The organism is Pseudogulbenkiania sp. NH8B, from assembly GCF_000283535.1.
Taxonomy (GTDB): Bacteria; Pseudomonadota; Gammaproteobacteria; order Burkholderiales; family Chromobacteriaceae; genus Pseudogulbenkiania; species Pseudogulbenkiania ferrooxidans.
Genome location: NC_016002.1, coordinates 3,408,108 through 3,424,649 on the forward strand (window position 1 = coordinate 3,408,108; position 16,542 = coordinate 3,424,649).

Here is a 16,542-nt window from a genome sequence, read left to right on the forward strand (position 1 = left end):
GATGCCATTACTCAGCGTTGTTGCCCGAAGACAGCTTGGCTTTCAGCAGCGCGCCCAGGCTGGTGGTACCAGCGCTGACGTTGGCATCGCTGGCAGCCAGGGAGCGCAGGGCAGCGCCTTCTTCCTGGGCATCCTTGGCCTTGATGGACAGGCTGATGTTGCGGCTCTTGCGATCAACAGCGATGATCACGGCCTCAACTTCGTCACCTTCCTTCAGGTGGGTGCGGATGTCTTCCACGCGGTCGCGGGACACTTCCGAAGCGCGCAGGTAGCCTTCGACGTCACCGTCCAGCTGAATCACGGCGCCCTTGGCGTCCAGCGACTTCACGGTACCCTTCACCAGGGCGCCCTTGTCGTTCATGGCAACGTAGTTGTTGAACGGATCGCCTTCGAGCTGCTTGATGCCCAGGGAGATACGCTCTTTTTCCACGTCGATGGACAGAACAACGGCTTCAACCTCGTCGCCCTTCTTGAACTTGCGCACGGCGTCTTCGCCGGTTTCGCTCCAGGACAGGTCGGACAGGTGAACCAGGCCGTCGATGCCGCCCGGCAGGCCCACGAACACGCCGAAGTCGGTGATCGACTTGATGGCGCCGACCAGCTTGTCGCCCTTCTTGTAGGTCGCAGCGAAATCGTCCCACGGGTTGGCCAGGCACTGCTTCATGCCGAGGCTGATACGGCGGCGGTCTTCGTCGATCTCGAGGATCATCACTTCGACTTCGTCGCCAACCTGAACCACCTTGGACGGGTGTACGTTCTTGTTGGTCCAGTCCATTTCGGACACGTGCACCAGACCTTCGATACCTTGTTCGATTTCAACGAACGCACCGTAGTCGGTCAGGTTGGTCACCTTGCCGAACAGGCGGGTACCGGACGGGTAGCGACGGGACAGACCAACCCACGGGTCGTCGCCCAGCTGCTTGAGGCCCAGCGAAACGCGGTTCTTTTCCTGGTCGAACTTGAGCACCTTGGCTTCGACTTCGTCGCCCACGGCGAGGACTTCGGACGGGTGCTTGACGCGGCGCCATGCCAGGTCGGTGATGTGCAGCAGACCGTCGATGCCACCCAGGTCAACGAACGCACCGTAGTCGGTGATGTTCTTGACGATACCTTTAACCACAGCGCCTTCGCACAGGGTTTCCAGCAGAGCTTTGCGCTCTTCGCCCAGGGTTTCTTCCAGCACGGCGCGGCGGGATACCACCACGTTGTTGCGCTTGCGGTCCAGCTTGATGACCTTGAACTCGACTTGCTTGCCTTCGTACGGGGTGGTGTCTTTCACCGGACGTACGTCAACCAGGGAGCCCGGCAGGAAGGCGCGGATGCCGTTGACCATGACGGTCAGACCACCCTTGACCTTGCCGCTGATCAGGCCGGACATGATGGTGCCGGCTTCCAGAGCTTCTTCCAGCTCGATCCAGGCGGCCAGGCGCTTGGCTTTTTCGCGCGACAGCTTGGTTTCGCCGAAGCCGTTTTCCAGCGCGTCAATGGCCACGGTCACGAAGTCGCCAATAGCCACTTCGATAACGCCGCTATCGGCCTTGAATTCTTCAACCGGAATCAGCGACTCGGACTTGAGGCCGGCGTTCACGGTTACAAAGTTGGAATCAAGGCCAACAACTTCGGCCGTGATCACTTCGCCTACGCGCATGTCGTGAAGGGTGAGGCTTTCTTCGAACAGCTGGGCGAAGTTTTCCATAGCGAGGGTAGTCATTAAGATTACTCACACGTGCATGCCTTGCGGCACGCGGGTTAGTGGTTGAGATACCGTCTTGCAATGCAGCAAAGACGGGTGCTAAAAAATTAGAGGCCGGAGGCCTGTTGCTCCCTGAACCACTGAACGACTGCCTCGACCGCTTGGTCGATGGTCAGTTCGGTGGTATCAAGCAGTCTGGCATCCGGCTCCTGGCGCAGGGGGGCGACCGTTCTGGCGGCATCGCGCGCATCACGATCAACTATGTCCTGCTTAATCTTTGGAAGGTTAGCAGATTCCCCCTTGCCGATCAACTGCTTATAGCGCCGGCTGGCTCGCTCGTCGGCACTGGCGGTCAGGAAAACCTTGAGCGTCGCGGAGGGAAACACCACCGAGCCCATGTCGCGCCCGTCGGTGACCAGGCCGGGTGCCTGACGGAAGGCGCGCTGGCGCTCGAGCAGCGCTTCGCGCACCGCCGGCAGCGCGCCGACACGCGAGGCACCCATGCCGATTTCTTCGCCGCGGATGGCGTCGCCGGCGTCTTCGCCGTCGAGCCAGACCGTGCCGTCGGCAAAGGCGACCGGCAGTTGGCGCGCCGCCTCGGCCAGCGCGGCCTCGTCCTCCATGGGGATGCCGCGGCGGATGGCAAGCAAGGCCACCAAGCGGTAGAGCGAGCCGGAATCGAGATAGTGGAATCCGAGCTGGTCGGCCACCAGGGCGGCCACGGTGCCCTTGCCGGAGGCGGAGGGTCCATCGATGGTGATGACGGGTACGGTCATGTCGAGAAAAACCTGAGCAATAAGGTTGGCCGAAGCGAACCTGAAAAAGGGATCATTCTAGCTCAGCCGACACGGCCCCGGGGCTCGGGAATAGCGCGGCGAGCCACGCGCCGTCCGGCCAAGAGCGGGCAGGAAGAAGAACCGACCGGGCACGCGCCGTGTCAGTGAGGTCTTCCGCGCCGTCCCGGTGAGCGCTTCCTGGCGGACAGGCCCGGTTTGCCTAGACGGCGGCCACACGGGTACAGTGGAGTGCCGAAGGCGGTACGATCCGATGTCGTGCCGCGATGACCCAGACCGAACCGTTCAAGAATCCGATCCCATGGAACAGCTGCTTCTTTCGCCCTCCCCCCGCCTGTCGGGCACCATCCGCCTGCCCGGCTCCAAGAGCATCTCGAACCGCACCCTGCTGCTGGCCGCGCTGGCCCAGGGCAAGACGCTGGTGCGTGAGTTACTCGACTCCGACGATATCCGCCACATGCTGGGCGCACTGCGCCTGCTGGGCGTGACCATCGAGCAGGTCGGCGACAGCCGCGACTTCGTGGTGCACGGCGTGGGCGGGGCGTTTCCGGTGAAACAGGCCGAACTGTTCCTCGGCAACGCCGGCACCGCCTTCCGCCCGCTGACCGCGGCGCTGGCGCTGATGCAGGGCGAGTACCAGCTTTCCGGCGTGGCGCGCATGCACGAGCGGCCGATCGGCGATCTGGTCGACGCGCTGCGCGTGGCCGGCGCGGACATCCGTTACCTCGGCAACGCGGGCTTCCCGCCGCTGGCGATCGCCCCGGCGACGATCGACGCCGGCCGGGTGATCCCGGTCAAGGGCAACGTGTCGAGCCAGTTCCTCACCGCGCTGTTGATGGCGCTGCCGCTGACCGGCGAAGCGGTGACTATCGAGGTGGTCGGCGAGCTGATTTCCAAACCCTACATCGAGATCACGCTCAACCTGATGGCGCGCTTCGGTGTCAAGGTCGAGCGCCAGGGCTGGCAGCGCTTCACCATCGCCGCCGGTCAGAGCTACCTCTCGCCGGGCGAGATCCATGTCGAGGGTGACGCCTCCAGCGCCTCCTACTTCCTTGCTGCCGGCGCCATCGCCGGCGGACCGGTGCGGGTGGAAGGCGTCGGTCGCGACAGCATCCAGGGCGACGTGAAGTTTGCCGACACCCTGCGCGAGATGGGCGCGACCATCAGCATGGGCGACAACTGGATCGAGGCCAGCGCCCCGGCCGGCGGCCTCAAGGCGCTCGACGTCGACCTCAACCACATCCCCGACGCCGCGATGACCATCGCCGTGGCGGCGCTGGCGGCCGACGGCACCACCACCATCCGCAACGTGGAGAGCTGGCGCGTCAAGGAAACCGACCGCCTGTCGGCGATGGCCACCGAGCTGCGCAAGGTCGGCGCCACGGTGGAAGAAGGCCGTGACTACATCCGCATCACCCCGCCGGCGGCGCTGACGCCCAACGCCGAGATCGACACCTACGACGACCACCGCATGGCGATGTGCTTCTCGCTGGTGGCGCTGATGGGCACTCCGGTGGTGATCAACGACCCCAAGTGCGTCGCCAAGACCTTCCCCGATTACTTCGAGGTGCTGGCCTCGCTGACGCACTGAGCGCCTCCGCGTCGGCACGCAAAGCGCCCGCCAGCGGGCGCTTTTTTCATGCCGAAACACCTTATATTGTTATCGGCAGGCAAATCGATGACAATATATTGATCAACACCCGCGACTTCAACGCCATGACCGACTTCTTCGCCCTGCGCCGCGAGTTTATGCAGCGCTTCGACCTGACCCCGCCCGCCCAGCCGACGCCGCAGCCGGCCGACCTGACCTTATGGGAAACCATGCTACGCGAGGAACTGGCCGAATTCTGGCAGGCACTCGCCGAGTACAAGGCGCTGGCTGGCGTGGACGAGGCCGAGCGCGTGCGACGCATGGCGGAGCTCGCCGCCGAAGGGGTGGACGTGATGAACGTGTTGACCGGGCTGTTGCTGTCGCAGGGCCTGCCGGTGGCCGAGATGGCGCGGGAAATCCACGCCGCCAACCTGCGCAAATGCGTCGACGGCCAGGTGCGGCGGCGTGCCGACGGCAAGATATTGAAGCCAGACGGCTGGCAGCCGGCCGACAAGGAAGGGGTGATCCGCGCCGCCCTGCCGCAGGAGCGCTAGCGCCGCCTTGCCAGCAGCCGGTCGAGCTGGGCGGCGAAGGCCTGGCGCTCACGTTGGCCGAAGGGAGCCGGGCCGCCGGTGGCGACGCCGCTGTCGCGCAGCTCGGTCATGAAGTTGCGCAGGGCCAGCGCCTCGCGGATGCTGGCGTCGCTGTACAGCTCGCCGCGCGGGTTGAGCGCCAGCGCCCCCCGCTCCACCACCTGGGCGGCGAGCGGAATGTCGGAGGTGATCACGATATCCCCCACCTCGACCTGCTGCGCGATGTAGTTGTCGGCGACGTCGAACCCGGCCGGCACCTGTACCGTGCGGATATGCGCAGACGGTGGCGTGGCGAGCAGCCGGTTGGCCACCAGCACCAGCGCCGTGGCGGTACGGTCCGCGGCGCGGTACAGGATGTCCTTCACTACCACCGGACAGGCATCGGCATCCACCCAGATCGTCATTGTTCTTGCCCTTTCTTGCATGGCCTATCCCTGGCGCATGAAGCGCTGATTCCACGCCACGCGTGCCGCGCGCGCGGTGTCGAACACCTCGGCCAGACCGGTACCGTCGCCTGCCGCCAACAGGGCATGCAACCGGTCGAGCGCCGCACGGTAATCGTCGAGCTCGCTCAGCAGCGCCGCGCGGTTGGCCAGGCTGATGTCGCGCCACATTTCCGGATGACTGCCGGCAATACGGGTGAAGTCGCGAAAGCCGGTGGCGGCGAAGTCGAAGCAGCTCGCGGCGTCGTCCTTGCCGGCGATCATGTCGACGTAGGCAAAGGCCAAGAGATGCGGCAGATGGCTGACGGCGGCGAACACCGCGTCGTGCTCGGCGGCGCTCATCACGTGCACCTTGGCACCGCAAGCCTGCCACAGGCGGCTCACCAGCCCGCTAGCGTCGGCGCCGGTTTCGGCCAGCGGCGCCAGCACCACCTTGCGGTTTTCGTACAGGCCGTACTGGGCGGCGACGGCGCCGGACAGGTCGGAGCCGGCGATCGGGTGGGCCGGCACGCAACGCGCCAGCTGCCGCGGCAGGTGCTGGCGGAACAGCGCGACCACGTCGCTCTTGGTGCTGCCGGCGTCGGTGACGATGGTGTGCGCCGGCAAGGTGTCGGCCATGGCCGCCAACAGTGCCCCCATCTGCCCGACCGGGGTGGCGAGCAGCACCATGTCCGCCTGCGTCACCGCGTCGGCGATGTCCTGGCTGATCTCGTCCACCACGCCCAGTTGCAGGGCGCGCTGCAGATTCTCCAGCGTGCGGCCGACGCCGATCACGCGCTCCACCAGGCCGGCGCGCTTGAGCGCCAGCGCAAACGAGCCGCCGATCAGACCGACTCCGACCACCACCAAGGTCTTGATGCCTTGCTGCACCGTTTTTCCCCTTCAACCCGGCAAGACCGCTCCGGCAGGCCGGCGCGGCGTGTGAACTATGGTAAAGGGGCTATCATAAGCGATTTTGCCGGGCGGCTGCCGAGCAAAGGTCGATTCAACATCCCGGGGAGAACACCATGACGCATTCGCTGTACCTGTACTACCAGGTCGCCGTGCCCGACGCCAGGCTATACCAGACGGTGCAGGCGCTGCAGCAGGAGCTGTGCGCGCGCTGCGGGGTGAGCGCGCGGCTGCTGCGCCGGCGCGACGACCCCACTACCTGGATGGAGGTTTACGAAGGAATCGCCGACGACGCGGTATTTGCCGCCACGTTGGCCGAAGCCGAGCAACGCCATAGCATCGCGGCCTTGAGCGGCCCCCGCCACGCCGAATGGTTCCAGCCTCTGGACGAAGCAGGCCCGGAACCCTGAGCGGCGCCGCGTGAAACCGTGCAGCGCCAAGCCGTTGGCGAAAGATCGGAGGGGCGGAATACCACGAAGTGCATCGCAGCAGGAGCCTGGCGCGCTCCGCGCCACGATCGTGTGTGCTTTTCAGGCCGCCGCCGCGAGCTGTGCCGTGAGCGCCCGCAAGGCTTGCGGGATCGGCCAGGTCCGCTCCCCCAGCCGCACCACCGGCCAGATTCCGATCAGGCTGTTGCACAGGAACACCGCCTCGGCGGCGTCGAGATCGGCCAGCGTCAGGCGTGCCTCACGCACCGCCAGGCCGAGCGCTGGGGCGTTGTCCAGCACCCAGGCGCGCAGCGCACCGGCCACGCCGCTGCGGTCGAGCAAGGGCGTGGCGAGTTCGCCGCCGCGCAGCAGGAACAGATTGCTCATGGTGCCCTCGACCAGATAGCCCTCGCTGTCCAGCAGCAGCCCCTCGTGGATCGTCGGGTCGCTCCATTCCGAGCGCGCCAGCACGTTTTCCAGCCGGTTGAGATGCTTGATGCCGGCCAGGCGTGGCTGCAGCCCGAGGCGCAGCTCGCACCGCCGTACCGTCACCCCCTGCTCCGCCAGTTCGACCGGATAGCCGGCCCAGGGAGATGCCGACACGAGGCGCGTCGGCACCGCGTCGGCCAGCATGGCGTAACCGCGCCGCCCGACGCCGCGCGTCAGCACGATCTTGGCTACCGCACGCTCCAGACCGGTCGCGGCCTGCGCCAGTTCGGCCAGGAGCAGATGCTCGTCCGGCAGCGGCAGGGCCAGCCGTGCGCAGTCTTCGGCCAACCTTTGCCATTGCCAGCGCCACAGCCGGGGCCGGCCGGCCAACAGCTCCAGCGTGCGGTACACGCCGTCGCCGTAGGCCAGGCCGCGATCGAGCGCCGAGACCTGCTCGCCCGGCGCACCGTCGATCAGCATCGCCATCAGCCCTGCTCCACGCCCAGCGCGCGCAGCAGGCCGCGCGCCTTGTGGCGCGTCTCCTGCAGCTCGCGCTCGGGGTCGGAGTCGGCCACGATGCCGCCGCCGGCGCGGAAGCGCAGCTGCTGCCCTTCCTGCATGAAGGTGCGGATCAGGATGTTCAGGTCCATGCTGCCGTCGCGGTTGAGGTAGCCCAGGCTGCCGGTGTAGGCGCGGCGCGCGCCGGCTTCCAGCTCGCGGATGATCTGCATGGTGCGCACCTTGGGGCAGCCGGTGATGGTGCCGCCGGGGAACAGCGCGCGCAGCACCTCGGCCGGCGTCACCTCGGGGCGCAGCCGGCCGCGCACGTTGGATTCGATGTGGTGCACGTAGGCGTAGCTGGCCACCGCCATCAGCTCGTTCACCTCCACCGTGCCGGGCTGGCTGATGCGGCCGAGGTCGTTGCGCTCGAGGTCGATCAGCATGACGTGCTCGGCGCGCTCCTTGGTGCTGGAGATCAGGCGCTGTTTCAGCGCGGCGTCCTCCGCCGGGTCGGGCGAGCGCGGGTGGGTGCCGGCGATCGGCCGCGTCTCGGCCCAGCCGTCCCGGACCCGCACCAGCCGCTCCGGCGACGAGCTGACGATCTGCGCCGTGCCGAAATCGGCCAGCGCCGAGAACGGCGCCGGGTTGGCGCGGCGCAGCGCGGCGAACAGGTTGGCGGCGCGCACCGATTCGGCCAGCGTGGCGCGCCAGCCGCGCGAGATGTTGACCTGGAACACGTCGCCTTCGACGATGTAGCGCTTGAGCCGCACCACGGCGTCGGTGTACCAGCTCGGGTCGTCCTCCGTCAGGCTTTGCAGCGCCACCGGGCGCGGCGTGAACGGCGCCACGGCCCCGACCCTGGCGCGCAGTTCCGCCAACGCCTCAGCGCTTTCCGCCACCAGCCAGCCTTGGCCGGCCGCGCGGTCGAGCAGCACCGCCGCCGGCACGCGTGCCAGCGCCGCCAGCGGGAAGCTGTCCGGCACCCCGGCCGGCACGCTGGGCTCGAACTCCGACAGCAGGTCGTAGCCGAGAAACACGAACCAGCCGCCGACGAAGGGCAGGCAGTGCGGGTTGTCCACCGGCTGCGGCGTGATGGCGCGCACCGCGTCGAGAAACGCGCCGCCCTCGCCGTCGTAAAACAGCCGGGTCTCGCCCGGCAGGGCGAACAGCATGTCCCAGCCCTGCTCGCCAGAAGACATCAGCAGGTAGGGGAAACGGGCCCGGTCGGCGGCGTGCAGCGCCAGCAGATCGGGGGAAACATCGAGTCGTTCGGTAAACATGACCGGTCCTGGGCCCGCGTCGGGACGACGTTGGCCGAAAAAAGAAAAACCGCTGCGAGTGTAACGCAGCGGTTTCGGCTGTCAATGACGCTTCAGGACGCTCAGACGCGCTTGAAGACCAGCGTGCCGTTGGTGCCGCCGAAGCCGAAGGAGTTGGAGATCGCCACATTGATCGGCATCTCGCGCGCGGTGTTGGCGACGTAGTCCAGATCGCAACCGCCCTCGACATCCTGTTCGAACAGGTTGATGGTCGGCGGCGACACCTGGTTGTACAGCGCCAGCACCGAGTACAGCGCCTCGACGCCACCGGCGCCACCCAGCAGGTGACCGGTCATCGACTTGGTCGAGTTCACCACCAGCTTCTTGGCGTGATCGCCGAAAGCCAGCTTCAGGGCGGTAGTCTCGTTGGCATCCCCCAGCGGCGTGGAAGTACCGTGCGCATTGACGTAGTCCACCTCGTCCGGGTTAACACCGGCATCGCGCAGCGCGTTCTTCACACCACGGGCCGGGCCTTCGCTGTTCGGCGCGGTGATGTGGTGCGCGTCCGAACTCATGCCGAAGCCGATCAGCTCGGCATAAATGCGGGCGCCACGCTTCTTGGCGTGTTCGTACTCTTCCAGCACCAGCACACCGGCGCCCTCGCCCATCACGAAACCGTCACGGCCCTTGTCCCACGGACGGGAGGCGGTGGACGGATCGTCGTTGCGCGTCGACAATGCCTTCATCGCGGCAAAACCGCCGATGCCCAGACGCGAGATCGCGCCTTCGGCACCACCGGCCACCATCACGTCGACGTCGCCGTACTGGATCAGGCGCGCGGCGTCACCGATGCAGTGCGCGCCGGTGGTGCAGGCGGAAACGATGCCGTAGGTCGGCCCCTGGTAGCCCTTGAAGATCGACACGTGGCCGGCGATCAGGTTGACCAGCGAACCCGGGATGAAGAACGGGCCGATCTTGCGCGGACCACCTTCCATCAGGGCCACGCCGGTTTCCTCGATCAGCGGCAGGCCGCCGATGCCGGAACCGATGTTGACGCCGACGCGGGTCTTGTCGAGATCGGGAACGTCCTCGAGCCCGGCATCGGCGATGGCCTGGAAGGCCGCGGCGATGCCGTAATGGATGAACACGTCCATGCGGCGTGCATCCTTCGGCGCGATGTAGTCGCCGATGTTGAAATCTTTCACCTCACCGGCGATCTGGCACGCCAGGTCGCTGGCGTCGAAACGGGTGATGGTGCCGATGCCGGACTTGCCGGCCAGCAGGTTGGCCCAGCCGGAGGCAACATCGTTGCCAATCGGGGACACATGGCCAAGGCCGGTTACTACTACTCTACGTTTGGTCACGGGGCTTTCTCCGCAAAGGCAGGGAGGGCGTTCTCCCGATTGTTTCGAAACGGCCGCACCCAGATCAGACAAAACCGGGGCGCACATGACACCCGTTTCGAAGTCGCCAACAAAAAGGACCTCTGCTGCGAGCGCATGGCGCTATCGGGCAGAGGTCCCTGGGTACAGCGAAAAAAATTACTTGTTCAGATGAGCGTTGACGAAGTCAATCGCTTGCTGAACGGTGGTGATCTTCTCGGCTTCTTCATCCGGAATTTCGCATTCGAACTCTTCTTCCAGAGCCATCACCAGTTCAACGGTATCCAGGGAGTCAGCGCCCAGATCGTCGACGAAGGAAGATTCGATTTTCACTTCGGCTTCGTTCACACCCAGTTGTTCGGCAACGATCTTCTTGACGCGCTGTTCAATGTTTTCCATTTGTATTAACCCTTTACCTTTCTGATTCGGGATAACAAAACCCGAGTATTCTACAAAAAAAATTTAGAGTAGCCTACCTAAATGCTTTAACCGCCCGCGAACAGGCGGATTAGGGCATCAGCATGCCACCATTCACATGCAATGTCTGGCCGGTGATGTAGGCCGCGCGATCCGATGCCAAAAAGCCCACGGCATCGGCGATGTCCTTGGCGTCGCCGAGGCGGCCCAGGGCGATCTGCTGCACCAGCATCTCGCGCTGCGCTTCCGGCAGTGCGCGGGTCATGTCGGTGTCGATGAAGCCCGGCGCCACGCAGTTGACGGTGATGTTACGGCTGCCCACTTCACGCGCCATCGACTTGGTGAAGCCCATGATGCCGGCCTTGGCGGCCGCGTAGTTGGTCTGGCCGGCGTTGCCCATCGCGCCCACCACCGAAGCGATGTTGACGATGCGGCCCCAGCGCGCCTTCATCATGCCACGCAGCACGGCCTTGGAGGCCTTGAACACCGAGCGCAGGTTGGTGTCCATGATGGCGTCCCAGTCCTCGTCCTTCATGCGCATCAAGAGACCGTCGCGGGTGATGCCGGCGTTATTGACCAGGATGGCGATATCGCCGTATTCCTTGGCGATGGTGTCGACCAGCGCCTCGATGGCCCCTTCTTCACCGACGTTGAGCACCATGCCCACGCCGCCTTGCGCCGCCAGGCGCTCGCCGATGGCGGCGGCCCCTGCCTCGGAGGTGGCGGTGCCGATGACTTTGGCTCCCTCGGCGGCCAGTGCTTCGGCAATCGCCGCACCGATGCCGCGGGACGCGCCGGTCACCAGCGCCACTTTACCCTGCAGACTCATCAACTTTCTCCTCGAAATGCCCCACCGCCGGAATGACACGGCGACGGAGAAGTGTCTCTTTTTTACCGCAGATCGCGTTATTTCAGCTCTTCGCAAGCCGCTTGCAGCGCTGCGGCATCGGTCAGCGCCAAGCCCTTGACGTTGCCGTCGATGCGCTTGGCAAGCCCGGCCAGCACCTTGCCCGGGCCGCATTCGGCCAGTTGCAGCACGCCGTCGGCAGCCAGTTTCTGCACCGTTTCGGTCCAGCGCACCGGGCTGTAGAGCTGGCGCACCAGCGCGTCGCGAATCTGTGCCGGATCGCTGTAGCTCGCCACGTCGGCGTTGTGCAGCACCGGAATCGACGGTGCCTTGATCTCCACCTCGGCCAGGGCCGCGGCGAGACGCTCGGCGGCCGGCTTCATCAACGCGCAGTGCGACGGCACCGATACCGGCAGCGGCAGCGCGCGCTTGGCGCCCTTGGCCTTGCACAGCTCCATGGTGCGCTCCACGGCGGCCTTGGCCCCGGCGATCACCACCTGGCCCGGCGAGTTGAAGTTGACCGCTTCCACCACCTCGCCCTGCGCGGCTTCGGCGCAGGCGGCGCGGATGTCGTCGTCGGACAGGTTGAGAATGGCCGCCATCGCACCCTCGCCCGCCGGTACGGCTTCCTGCATCGCCTGGGCGCGCAGGCGCACCAGCTTGACGGCATCGGCGAAGCTCAGCGCCCCGGCGGCGACCAGCGCGCTGTATTCGCCCAGGCTGTGGCCGGCCACGGCGACCGGCAGCGCACCGCCGACGGCCTGCCAGGCGCGCCAGGTGGCGACGCCGGCGGCCAGCATCAGCGGCTGGGTGTTGACGGTGGCGTTGATGGCGTCGGCCGATTCGGCCTTGAGCATGGCCCACAGATCGTCACCGAGCACGGCGGAAGCTTCGTCGAAAGTCTGCTTCACGACCGGCAGGTCGGCGAAACCGTCCATCATGTTGAGGCTTTGCGAGCCTTGCCCCGGGAAAACGAAGGCAAACGACATGGTGAATCTCCCAAGAAAACGTCAGGAACGATGAACGCCAAGGGGCGCCGTCCCGACGCCGATCGCGTCAATTCCGGGACGGCGCACGCCTTGGCGTGCTTGTGTCATCAGAAGGTGAGCAGTACCGCGCCCCAGGCGAAACCGCCGCCGATGCCTTCCAGCATCACGGTCTGGCCACGCTTGATGCGGCCGTCGCGCACCGCGGCGTCGAGCGCCAGCGGGATCGAGGCGGCCGAGGTGTTGCCTTGCTCGGGCAGCGTCACCACCACGCGCTCCATCGGCAGGCCGAGATGCTTGGCGGTGGATTCGATGATGCGCAGGTTGGCCTGATGCGGCACCAGCCAGTCGACCTGGTCCTTGCTCATGCCGACCTCGCCCAGCGTCTTCTCGGCGATGTCCGACAGCGCCTTGACGGCAAACTTGAAGACCGCCGGCCCGTCCATGTGCAGGTAGGGCATGCCCTGGATCTTGCCATCGGCGATCTGCGCCGGGGTGTTCAGGATGTCCTTGTAGCGGCCGTCGGCGGCCAGCTTGGCGTGCAGGATGCCGGGTTCGTCCGACTCGCCCAGCACCACGGCGCCGGCGCCGTCGCCGAACAGAACGCAGGTGCGGCGGTCTTGCCAGTCGAGGATGCGCGACATCACCTCGGCCCCGACCACCAGCGCCTTCTTGGCCATGCCGGACTTGATGTAGTTGTTGGCCGTGATCAGCGCATACATGAAGCCGGCGCACACCGCCTGCACGTCGAATGCGGCGCAACCGTGCACGCCCAGCTTTTCCTGCAGCAGGCAGGCGGTGCTGGGGAAGACCATGTCGGGGGTGGTGGTCGCCACCACGATGAGGTCGATTTCGTCGGCGGCGACGCCCGCGTCGGCAAGCGCAGCCTGAGCCGCCTTGAGCGCGAGATCGCTGGTGGTTTCCTGCTCGTCGGCGATGTGGCGGGCACTGATACCGGTGCGGGAGACGATCCACTCGTCACTAGTATCAATGCGCTCAGCCAGCATCGCATTCGTAAGCACGGTCGGCGGCAGGTAGCTGCCGGTGCCGAGAATGCGTGAATAGGCCATGTGTCTCAGTTCGCTGCTGCCTCGGATTGCTTGATGTGTTGTAGTTGCTCGGCAACCCGCTCGGCGATGTGAGCAATCACGCTGGAGCCGGCTTCCTCGCAAGCCTGTTCCAGCGCGTACCGGAATCCCAGCGCGTCGGTGCCGCCGTGGCTTTTCACCACGATGCCGCGCAAGCCCAGCAGGCTCGCGCCGTTGTAGCGGCGGGCATCCACCCGTTTCTTGAAGTGGTTCAGGACCGGCATGGCGGCCAGCGCACACAGCCGTGTCCACCAGCTTCGGGTGAATTCTTCGCGCAGGAAAGAGGCAATCATGTGCGCCAGACCTTCGGAGGTCTTGAGCGCCACGTTGCCGGTAAATCCGTCGCAGACTACCACATCCACCGTGCCACGGTAGATGTCGTTGCCTTCGACGTTGCCGTAAAAGTTCAGCGCGGCGTCTTTCAACAGTTCGGCGGCTTGCTTGACGGTCTCGTTACCCTTGATGTCTTCGGAGCCGATGTTGAGCAGGCCTACCGTGGGGTTGGCCTTGCCCGACAGACTGGACACTAGTTCGGAGCCCATGATGCCGAATTGCAGCAGTTGCGCCGGCGTGCAGTCGACGTTGGCCCCCAGGTCCAGCATGCAGCTGGTGCCCTTGCTGGTGGGCAAGAGCTTGGCGATGGCCGGGCGGTCGATGCCGGGAATGGTCTTGAGTACGAAGCGCGCGGTGGCCATCAGGGCACCGGTATTGCCGGCCGACACAGCCGCCTGCGCCTCGCCTTCTTTGACGAGGTTGATCGCGACCCGCATCGACGAATCTTTCTTGTTCTTCATGGCCAGCTGCGGCGATTCGTCCATGCCCACCACCTGGGATGCGTGGTGGAGGCGCAGACGGTCGCGCGCGACGGAGCCATGCAGCGCCAATTCCGCCTCAAGGGCGGTCTGGTCACCTACAAGAATGAGTCGTGCGTCGGGATGGTCTTGGAGAAACTGGATCGATGCCGGGACGGTGACCTTGAGGCCAACGTCACCGCCCATTGCATCAACCGCTACGGTGATAGTCATCAACGTGTACGGTGGTGAAACCTACCTGTCGTTGTTTGACAGGTAAAGTTTATGCGGAGAAAAAGCGATTACTCGCCCTTGGTCTTGACGACCTTGCGGCCACGGTAGAAGCCGTTCGGGCTGATGTGGTGACGCAGGTGGGCTTCGCCGGTGGTCGGCTCAACGGCCAGCGCCGGGGCGATCAGGAAATCGTGGGCGCGGTGCATGCCACGCTTGGACGGGGACTTTTTGTTCTGTTGAACGGCCATGGTCAACTCCTAAGAATTTCAAGTAGATTCTATTACACGAATCCGGTTTACTCGGACTTGGTGCCCTTGAGCGCCGCCAGCACCGCGAACGGATTCGGCTTGTCGGTCTTGGCGCGCGCGAGAGCATCCGTACCGCAATCGTCGTGTTTCGGCGATAGCGGCAAGCCCATGATGATTTCGTCTTCGACCAGCCGAACCACGTCCAACTCCGGCTCGGCCATGATGGCATCGAGCGTTTCGTCGGCCTCGCAGGCCGCCTCGAGCTTTTCCTCGTCGGTGAACAGCGTCATCGAGGAGTCGGTCTTGAGCACGTACGGCATGCTGGAGAGGCAACGCGGACAGCGCACGGAAATCGTGGCGTCGAGCGTGAGCCGGAGCACGGCACGACGCAACGGGTCGACGTGGCCGGAGAGGGTATACTTTACCTCGCCGTCCGTATCGGACAGGTCGTCGTGTATGCGCGAATCCAGCGCCGAGATGGCCAAGGTGCCAGTCTGCGAGCGGCCCTCGCGGGCAAACTTCAGCGGATCGATCAAAATCGGTTTAGACATAAACCTCGCATGATATAATTCGCCTCCCCGATTTGTCAAAAGAATCAAGCATTCACACCATGCAGATTGTCCTCGCTTCCACCTCTCCCTACCGCCGCGAGATCATCGCGCGCCTGGGCCTGCCGTTCGAGGCCGTGGCGCCGCATTGCGACGAAACCCCGCTGCCCAATGAGACAGCGCTCTTGACCGCCACCCGGCTGGCGCGCGCCAAGGCCGAATCGCTCGCCGGGCGCTTTCCCGAAGCGCTGATCATCGGCTCGGACCAGGTGGCGCTGCTCGACGGCCAGCAGATCGGCAAGCCGCTCGAATTCGAGCGCGGCGTGGAGATGCTCAAATGGATGAGCGGCCGCACCGTGCTGTTCCACTCCGCGCTGGCGCTGGTGAACAGCGCCACCGGCCGGGTGCAGGAGGCGGTGGGCCTGACGCGGGTGACACTGCGCGAGCTCTCCGAGACCCAGATTCGCCACTATCTGACACGTGAGCCGGACGCGCTGCACTGCGCCGGCGCGGCCAAGAGCGAGGGGCTGGGTGGCGCGTTGATCGCGCGCATCGAGTCGGACGACCCCAACTCGCTGATCGGCGTGCCGCTGTTCGAGCTGGTGACGATGCTCGGCGACGAAGGCGTGGAGATCCTGTGATGGCCGGCACCCTGTTCCTGATCCCCACTCCGCTCGGCGACGAGGCCACGCCGTGGTTGCCGGAGCCGGAGCGCGCCCGCATGATTCATCTCACCCATTTCGTGGTGGAGGCGGAAAAGACCGCGCGCAAGCACCTGAAGGCGCTCGGCGTGACCACGCCGATCCGCGAGCTGACGCTGTCGACGCTGAACGAGCACACCAAGCCGGCCGAGGTGGCGGCGCTGCTGCAGCCGTTGGCCGAAGGGCTCGACCTGGGACTGGTGTCGGAGGCCGGCTGCCCGGCGGTGGCCGACCCCGGCGCGCAACTGGTGGCGCTGGCGCACGAGAAGGGCTACCGCGTGGAGCCGTTGATCGGGCCGTCGTCGATCCTCTTGGCGCTGATGGCGTCCGGCGCCAACGGCCAGTGCTTCGCCTTCCACGGCTATTTGCCGGTGGACGCCGCCGAGCGCGCCAAGGTGGTGAAGGAGCTGGAACAGCGTTCGCGCCAGCGCAACGAGACGCAGATCTTCATCGAGACGCCGTACCGCAACAACGCCTTGCTGCAACAGCTGCGCGAGACGCTGAGCCCGGCGACCCGGCTGTGTGTGGCGGCCGACCTGACGCTGCCCAGCCAGACCATCGTCAGCCGCCGCGTCAAGGACTGGCCGAAGGAGGCGCCGGACTTCCACAAGCGCCCGGCGCTGTTCGTGGTCCACGCCGGCTGAGCGCTAACGTATCAAAGCACTTTGTCAGCAGCCT

19 protein-coding genes are annotated in these 16,542 nt (G+C 65.6%); 5 read left to right on the forward strand and 14 right to left on the reverse strand.

Annotated elements, in window-relative coordinates:
• Positions 1 to 7 precede the first annotated feature (7 nt).
• Both rpsA and cmk read right to left on the reverse strand, forming a co-directional pair.
• Positions 8 to 1,711, reverse strand: a complete 1,704-nt coding sequence (gene rpsA / locus NH8B_RS15650; protein WP_008955013.1) for a 30S ribosomal protein S1 — start codon at positions 1,709 to 1,711, stop codon at positions 8 to 10.
• Between the two features lie 89 nt (positions 1,712 to 1,800).
• Entirely contained in the window at positions 1,801 to 2,469 is a 669-nt protein-coding gene (cmk, locus tag NH8B_RS15655) for a (d)CMP kinase (protein WP_014088140.1), read from the reverse strand.
• 319 nt (positions 2,470 to 2,788) lie between these two features.
• Here cmk and aroA point away from each other — a divergent pair, with 319 nt between their 5' ends.
• Both aroA and NH8B_RS15665 read left to right on the forward strand, forming a co-directional pair.
• Positions 2,789 to 4,078, forward strand: coding sequence for a 3-phosphoshikimate 1-carboxyvinyltransferase (gene aroA, locus NH8B_RS15660; RefSeq protein ID WP_014088141.1), 1,290 nt, complete (start codon positions 2,789 to 2,791; stop codon positions 4,076 to 4,078).
• Positions 4,079 to 4,176: 98 nt separating this feature from the next.
• Positions 4,177 to 4,632: a nucleoside triphosphate pyrophosphohydrolase family protein gene (locus NH8B_RS15665; protein WP_014088142.1), complete on the forward strand. Its 456-nt coding sequence runs from the start codon at positions 4,177 to 4,179 to the stop codon at positions 4,630 to 4,632.
• Here the strand turns inward: NH8B_RS15665 and NH8B_RS15670 are convergent.
• Entirely contained in the window at positions 4,629 to 5,075 is a 447-nt protein-coding gene (locus NH8B_RS15670; protein WP_014088143.1) for a YaiI/YqxD family protein, read from the reverse strand. The two genes, NH8B_RS15665 and NH8B_RS15670, sit on opposite strands and share 4 nt — an antisense overlap.
• 24 nt (positions 5,076 to 5,099) lie before the next feature.
• Positions 5,100 to 5,984, reverse strand: a complete 885-nt coding sequence (locus tag NH8B_RS15675; protein ID WP_014088144.1) for a prephenate dehydrogenase — start codon at positions 5,982 to 5,984, stop codon at positions 5,100 to 5,102.
• Between the two features lie 137 nt (positions 5,985 to 6,121).
• Between NH8B_RS15675 and NH8B_RS15680 the strand changes: the two genes are divergently transcribed.
• Positions 6,122 to 6,415: a DUF4936 family protein gene (locus NH8B_RS15680; protein WP_014088145.1), complete on the forward strand. Its 294-nt coding sequence runs from the start codon at positions 6,122 to 6,124 to the stop codon at positions 6,413 to 6,415.
• Positions 6,416 to 6,535: 120 nt separating this feature from the next.
• Here the strand turns inward: NH8B_RS15680 and pabC are convergent, their stop codons facing one another.
• The 10 genes from pabC to NH8B_RS15730 all read right to left on the reverse strand — a co-directional run bounded on the left by pabC (position 6,536) and on the right by NH8B_RS15730 (position 15,166).
• A complete protein-coding gene (gene pabC, locus NH8B_RS15685; RefSeq protein ID WP_014088146.1) occupies positions 6,536 to 7,348 on the reverse strand; it encodes an aminodeoxychorismate lyase in 813 nt (270 codons plus the stop codon).
• Positions 7,348 to 8,643, reverse strand: a complete 1,296-nt coding sequence (locus tag NH8B_RS15690; protein WP_014088147.1) for an aminodeoxychorismate synthase component I — start codon at positions 8,641 to 8,643, stop codon at positions 7,348 to 7,350. Before NH8B_RS15690 ends, pabC begins: the two co-directional genes overlap by 1 nt.
• Positions 8,644 to 8,744: 101 nt before the next feature.
• Positions 8,745 to 9,986, reverse strand: coding sequence for a beta-ketoacyl-ACP synthase II (gene fabF / locus NH8B_RS15695; protein WP_041703038.1), 1,242 nt, complete (start codon positions 9,984 to 9,986; stop codon positions 8,745 to 8,747).
• A gap of 177 nt (positions 9,987 to 10,163) precedes the next feature.
• Positions 10,164 to 10,403, reverse strand: coding sequence for an acyl carrier protein (gene acpP / locus NH8B_RS15700; protein WP_008955003.1), 240 nt, complete (start codon positions 10,401 to 10,403; stop codon positions 10,164 to 10,166).
• Between the two features lie 109 nt (positions 10,404 to 10,512).
• Positions 10,513 to 11,250, reverse strand: a complete 738-nt coding sequence (fabG, locus tag NH8B_RS15705) for a 3-oxoacyl-ACP reductase FabG (RefSeq protein ID WP_014088149.1) — start codon at positions 11,248 to 11,250, stop codon at positions 10,513 to 10,515.
• Positions 11,251 to 11,327: 77 nt separating this feature from the next.
• Positions 11,328 to 12,257, reverse strand: a complete 930-nt coding sequence (gene fabD / locus NH8B_RS15710) for an ACP S-malonyltransferase (RefSeq protein WP_014088150.1) — start codon at positions 12,255 to 12,257, stop codon at positions 11,328 to 11,330.
• Positions 12,258 to 12,364: 107 nt separating this feature from the next.
• Positions 12,365 to 13,324, reverse strand: a complete 960-nt coding sequence (locus tag NH8B_RS15715; protein WP_014088151.1) for a beta-ketoacyl-ACP synthase III — start codon at positions 13,322 to 13,324, stop codon at positions 12,365 to 12,367.
• Between the two features lie 5 nt (positions 13,325 to 13,329).
• Positions 13,330 to 14,367 carry a phosphate acyltransferase PlsX gene (gene plsX, locus NH8B_RS15720; RefSeq protein ID WP_040653009.1) on the reverse strand — a complete coding sequence of 346 codons (1,038 nt, stop codon included), beginning with the start codon at positions 14,365 to 14,367 and terminating at the stop codon, positions 13,330 to 13,332.
• 68 nt (positions 14,368 to 14,435) lie between these two features.
• Complete coding sequence (rpmF, locus tag NH8B_RS15725; RefSeq protein ID WP_008954998.1) at positions 14,436 to 14,615, reverse strand: 50S ribosomal protein L32; 180 nt, start codon at positions 14,613 to 14,615, stop codon at positions 14,436 to 14,438.
• Between the two features lie 47 nt (positions 14,616 to 14,662).
• Positions 14,663 to 15,166, reverse strand: coding sequence for a YceD family protein (locus tag NH8B_RS15730; RefSeq protein ID WP_014088154.1), 504 nt, complete (start codon positions 15,164 to 15,166; stop codon positions 14,663 to 14,665).
• A 59-nt stretch (positions 15,167 to 15,225) separates the two neighbouring features.
• Here NH8B_RS15730 and NH8B_RS15735 point away from each other — a divergent pair, with 59 nt between their 5' ends.
• Positions 15,226 to 15,804 (forward strand): Maf family protein, encoded by a 579-nt coding sequence (locus NH8B_RS15735; RefSeq protein WP_014088155.1) that lies wholly within the window; start codon positions 15,226 to 15,228, stop codon positions 15,802 to 15,804.
• Positions 15,804 to 16,508 (forward strand): SAM-dependent methyltransferase, encoded by a 705-nt coding sequence (locus NH8B_RS15740; protein ID WP_014088156.1) that lies wholly within the window; start codon positions 15,804 to 15,806, stop codon positions 16,506 to 16,508. Before NH8B_RS15735 ends, NH8B_RS15740 begins: the two co-directional genes overlap by 1 nt.
• Positions 16,509 to 16,542: the final 34 nt, after the last annotated feature.

Bases quoted from the DNA above. Each gene is read 5' to 3' on its own strand.
- rpsA (WP_008955013.1), bottom strand. From the start codon at position 1,711: ATGACTACCCTCGCTATGGAAAACTTCGCCCAGCTGTTCGAAGAAAGC.
- cmk (WP_014088140.1), bottom strand. From the start codon at position 2,469: ATGACCGTACCCGTCATCACCATCGATGGACCCTCCGCCTCCGGCAAG.
- aroA (WP_014088141.1), top strand. From the start codon at position 2,789: ATGGAACAGCTGCTTCTTTCGCCCTCCCCCCGCCTGTCGGGCACCATC.
- NH8B_RS15670 (WP_014088143.1), bottom strand. From the start codon at position 5,075: ATGACGATCTGGGTGGATGCCGATGCCTGTCCGGTGGTAGTGAAGGAC.
- NH8B_RS15680 (WP_014088145.1), top strand. From the start codon at position 6,122: ATGACGCATTCGCTGTACCTGTACTACCAGGTCGCCGTGCCCGACGCC.
- pabC (WP_014088146.1), bottom strand. From the start codon at position 7,348: ATGGCGATGCTGATCGACGGTGCGCCGGGCGAGCAGGTCTCGGCGCTC.
- NH8B_RS15690 (WP_014088147.1), bottom strand. From the start codon at position 8,643: ATGTTTACCGAACGACTCGATGTTTCCCCCGATCTGCTGGCGCTGCAC.
- acpP (WP_008955003.1), bottom strand. From the start codon at position 10,403: ATGGAAAACATTGAACAGCGCGTCAAGAAGATCGTTGCCGAACAACTG.
- fabG (WP_014088149.1), bottom strand. From the start codon at position 11,250: ATGAGTCTGCAGGGTAAAGTGGCGCTGGTGACCGGCGCGTCCCGCGGC.
- fabD (WP_014088150.1), bottom strand. From the start codon at position 12,257: ATGTCGTTTGCCTTCGTTTTCCCGGGGCAAGGCTCGCAAAGCCTCAAC.
- NH8B_RS15715 (WP_014088151.1), bottom strand. From the start codon at position 13,324: ATGGCCTATTCACGCATTCTCGGCACCGGCAGCTACCTGCCGCCGACC.
- plsX (WP_040653009.1), bottom strand. From the start codon at position 14,367: ATGACTATCACCGTAGCGGTTGATGCAATGGGCGGTGACGTTGGCCTC.
- rpmF (WP_008954998.1), bottom strand. From the start codon at position 14,615: ATGGCCGTTCAACAGAACAAAAAGTCCCCGTCCAAGCGTGGCATGCAC.
- NH8B_RS15730 (WP_014088154.1), bottom strand. From the start codon at position 15,166: ATGTCTAAACCGATTTTGATCGATCCGCTGAAGTTTGCCCGCGAGGGC.
- NH8B_RS15735 (WP_014088155.1), top strand. From the start codon at position 15,226: ATGCAGATTGTCCTCGCTTCCACCTCTCCCTACCGCCGCGAGATCATC.
- NH8B_RS15740 (WP_014088156.1), top strand. From the start codon at position 15,804: ATGGCCGGCACCCTGTTCCTGATCCCCACTCCGCTCGGCGACGAGGCC.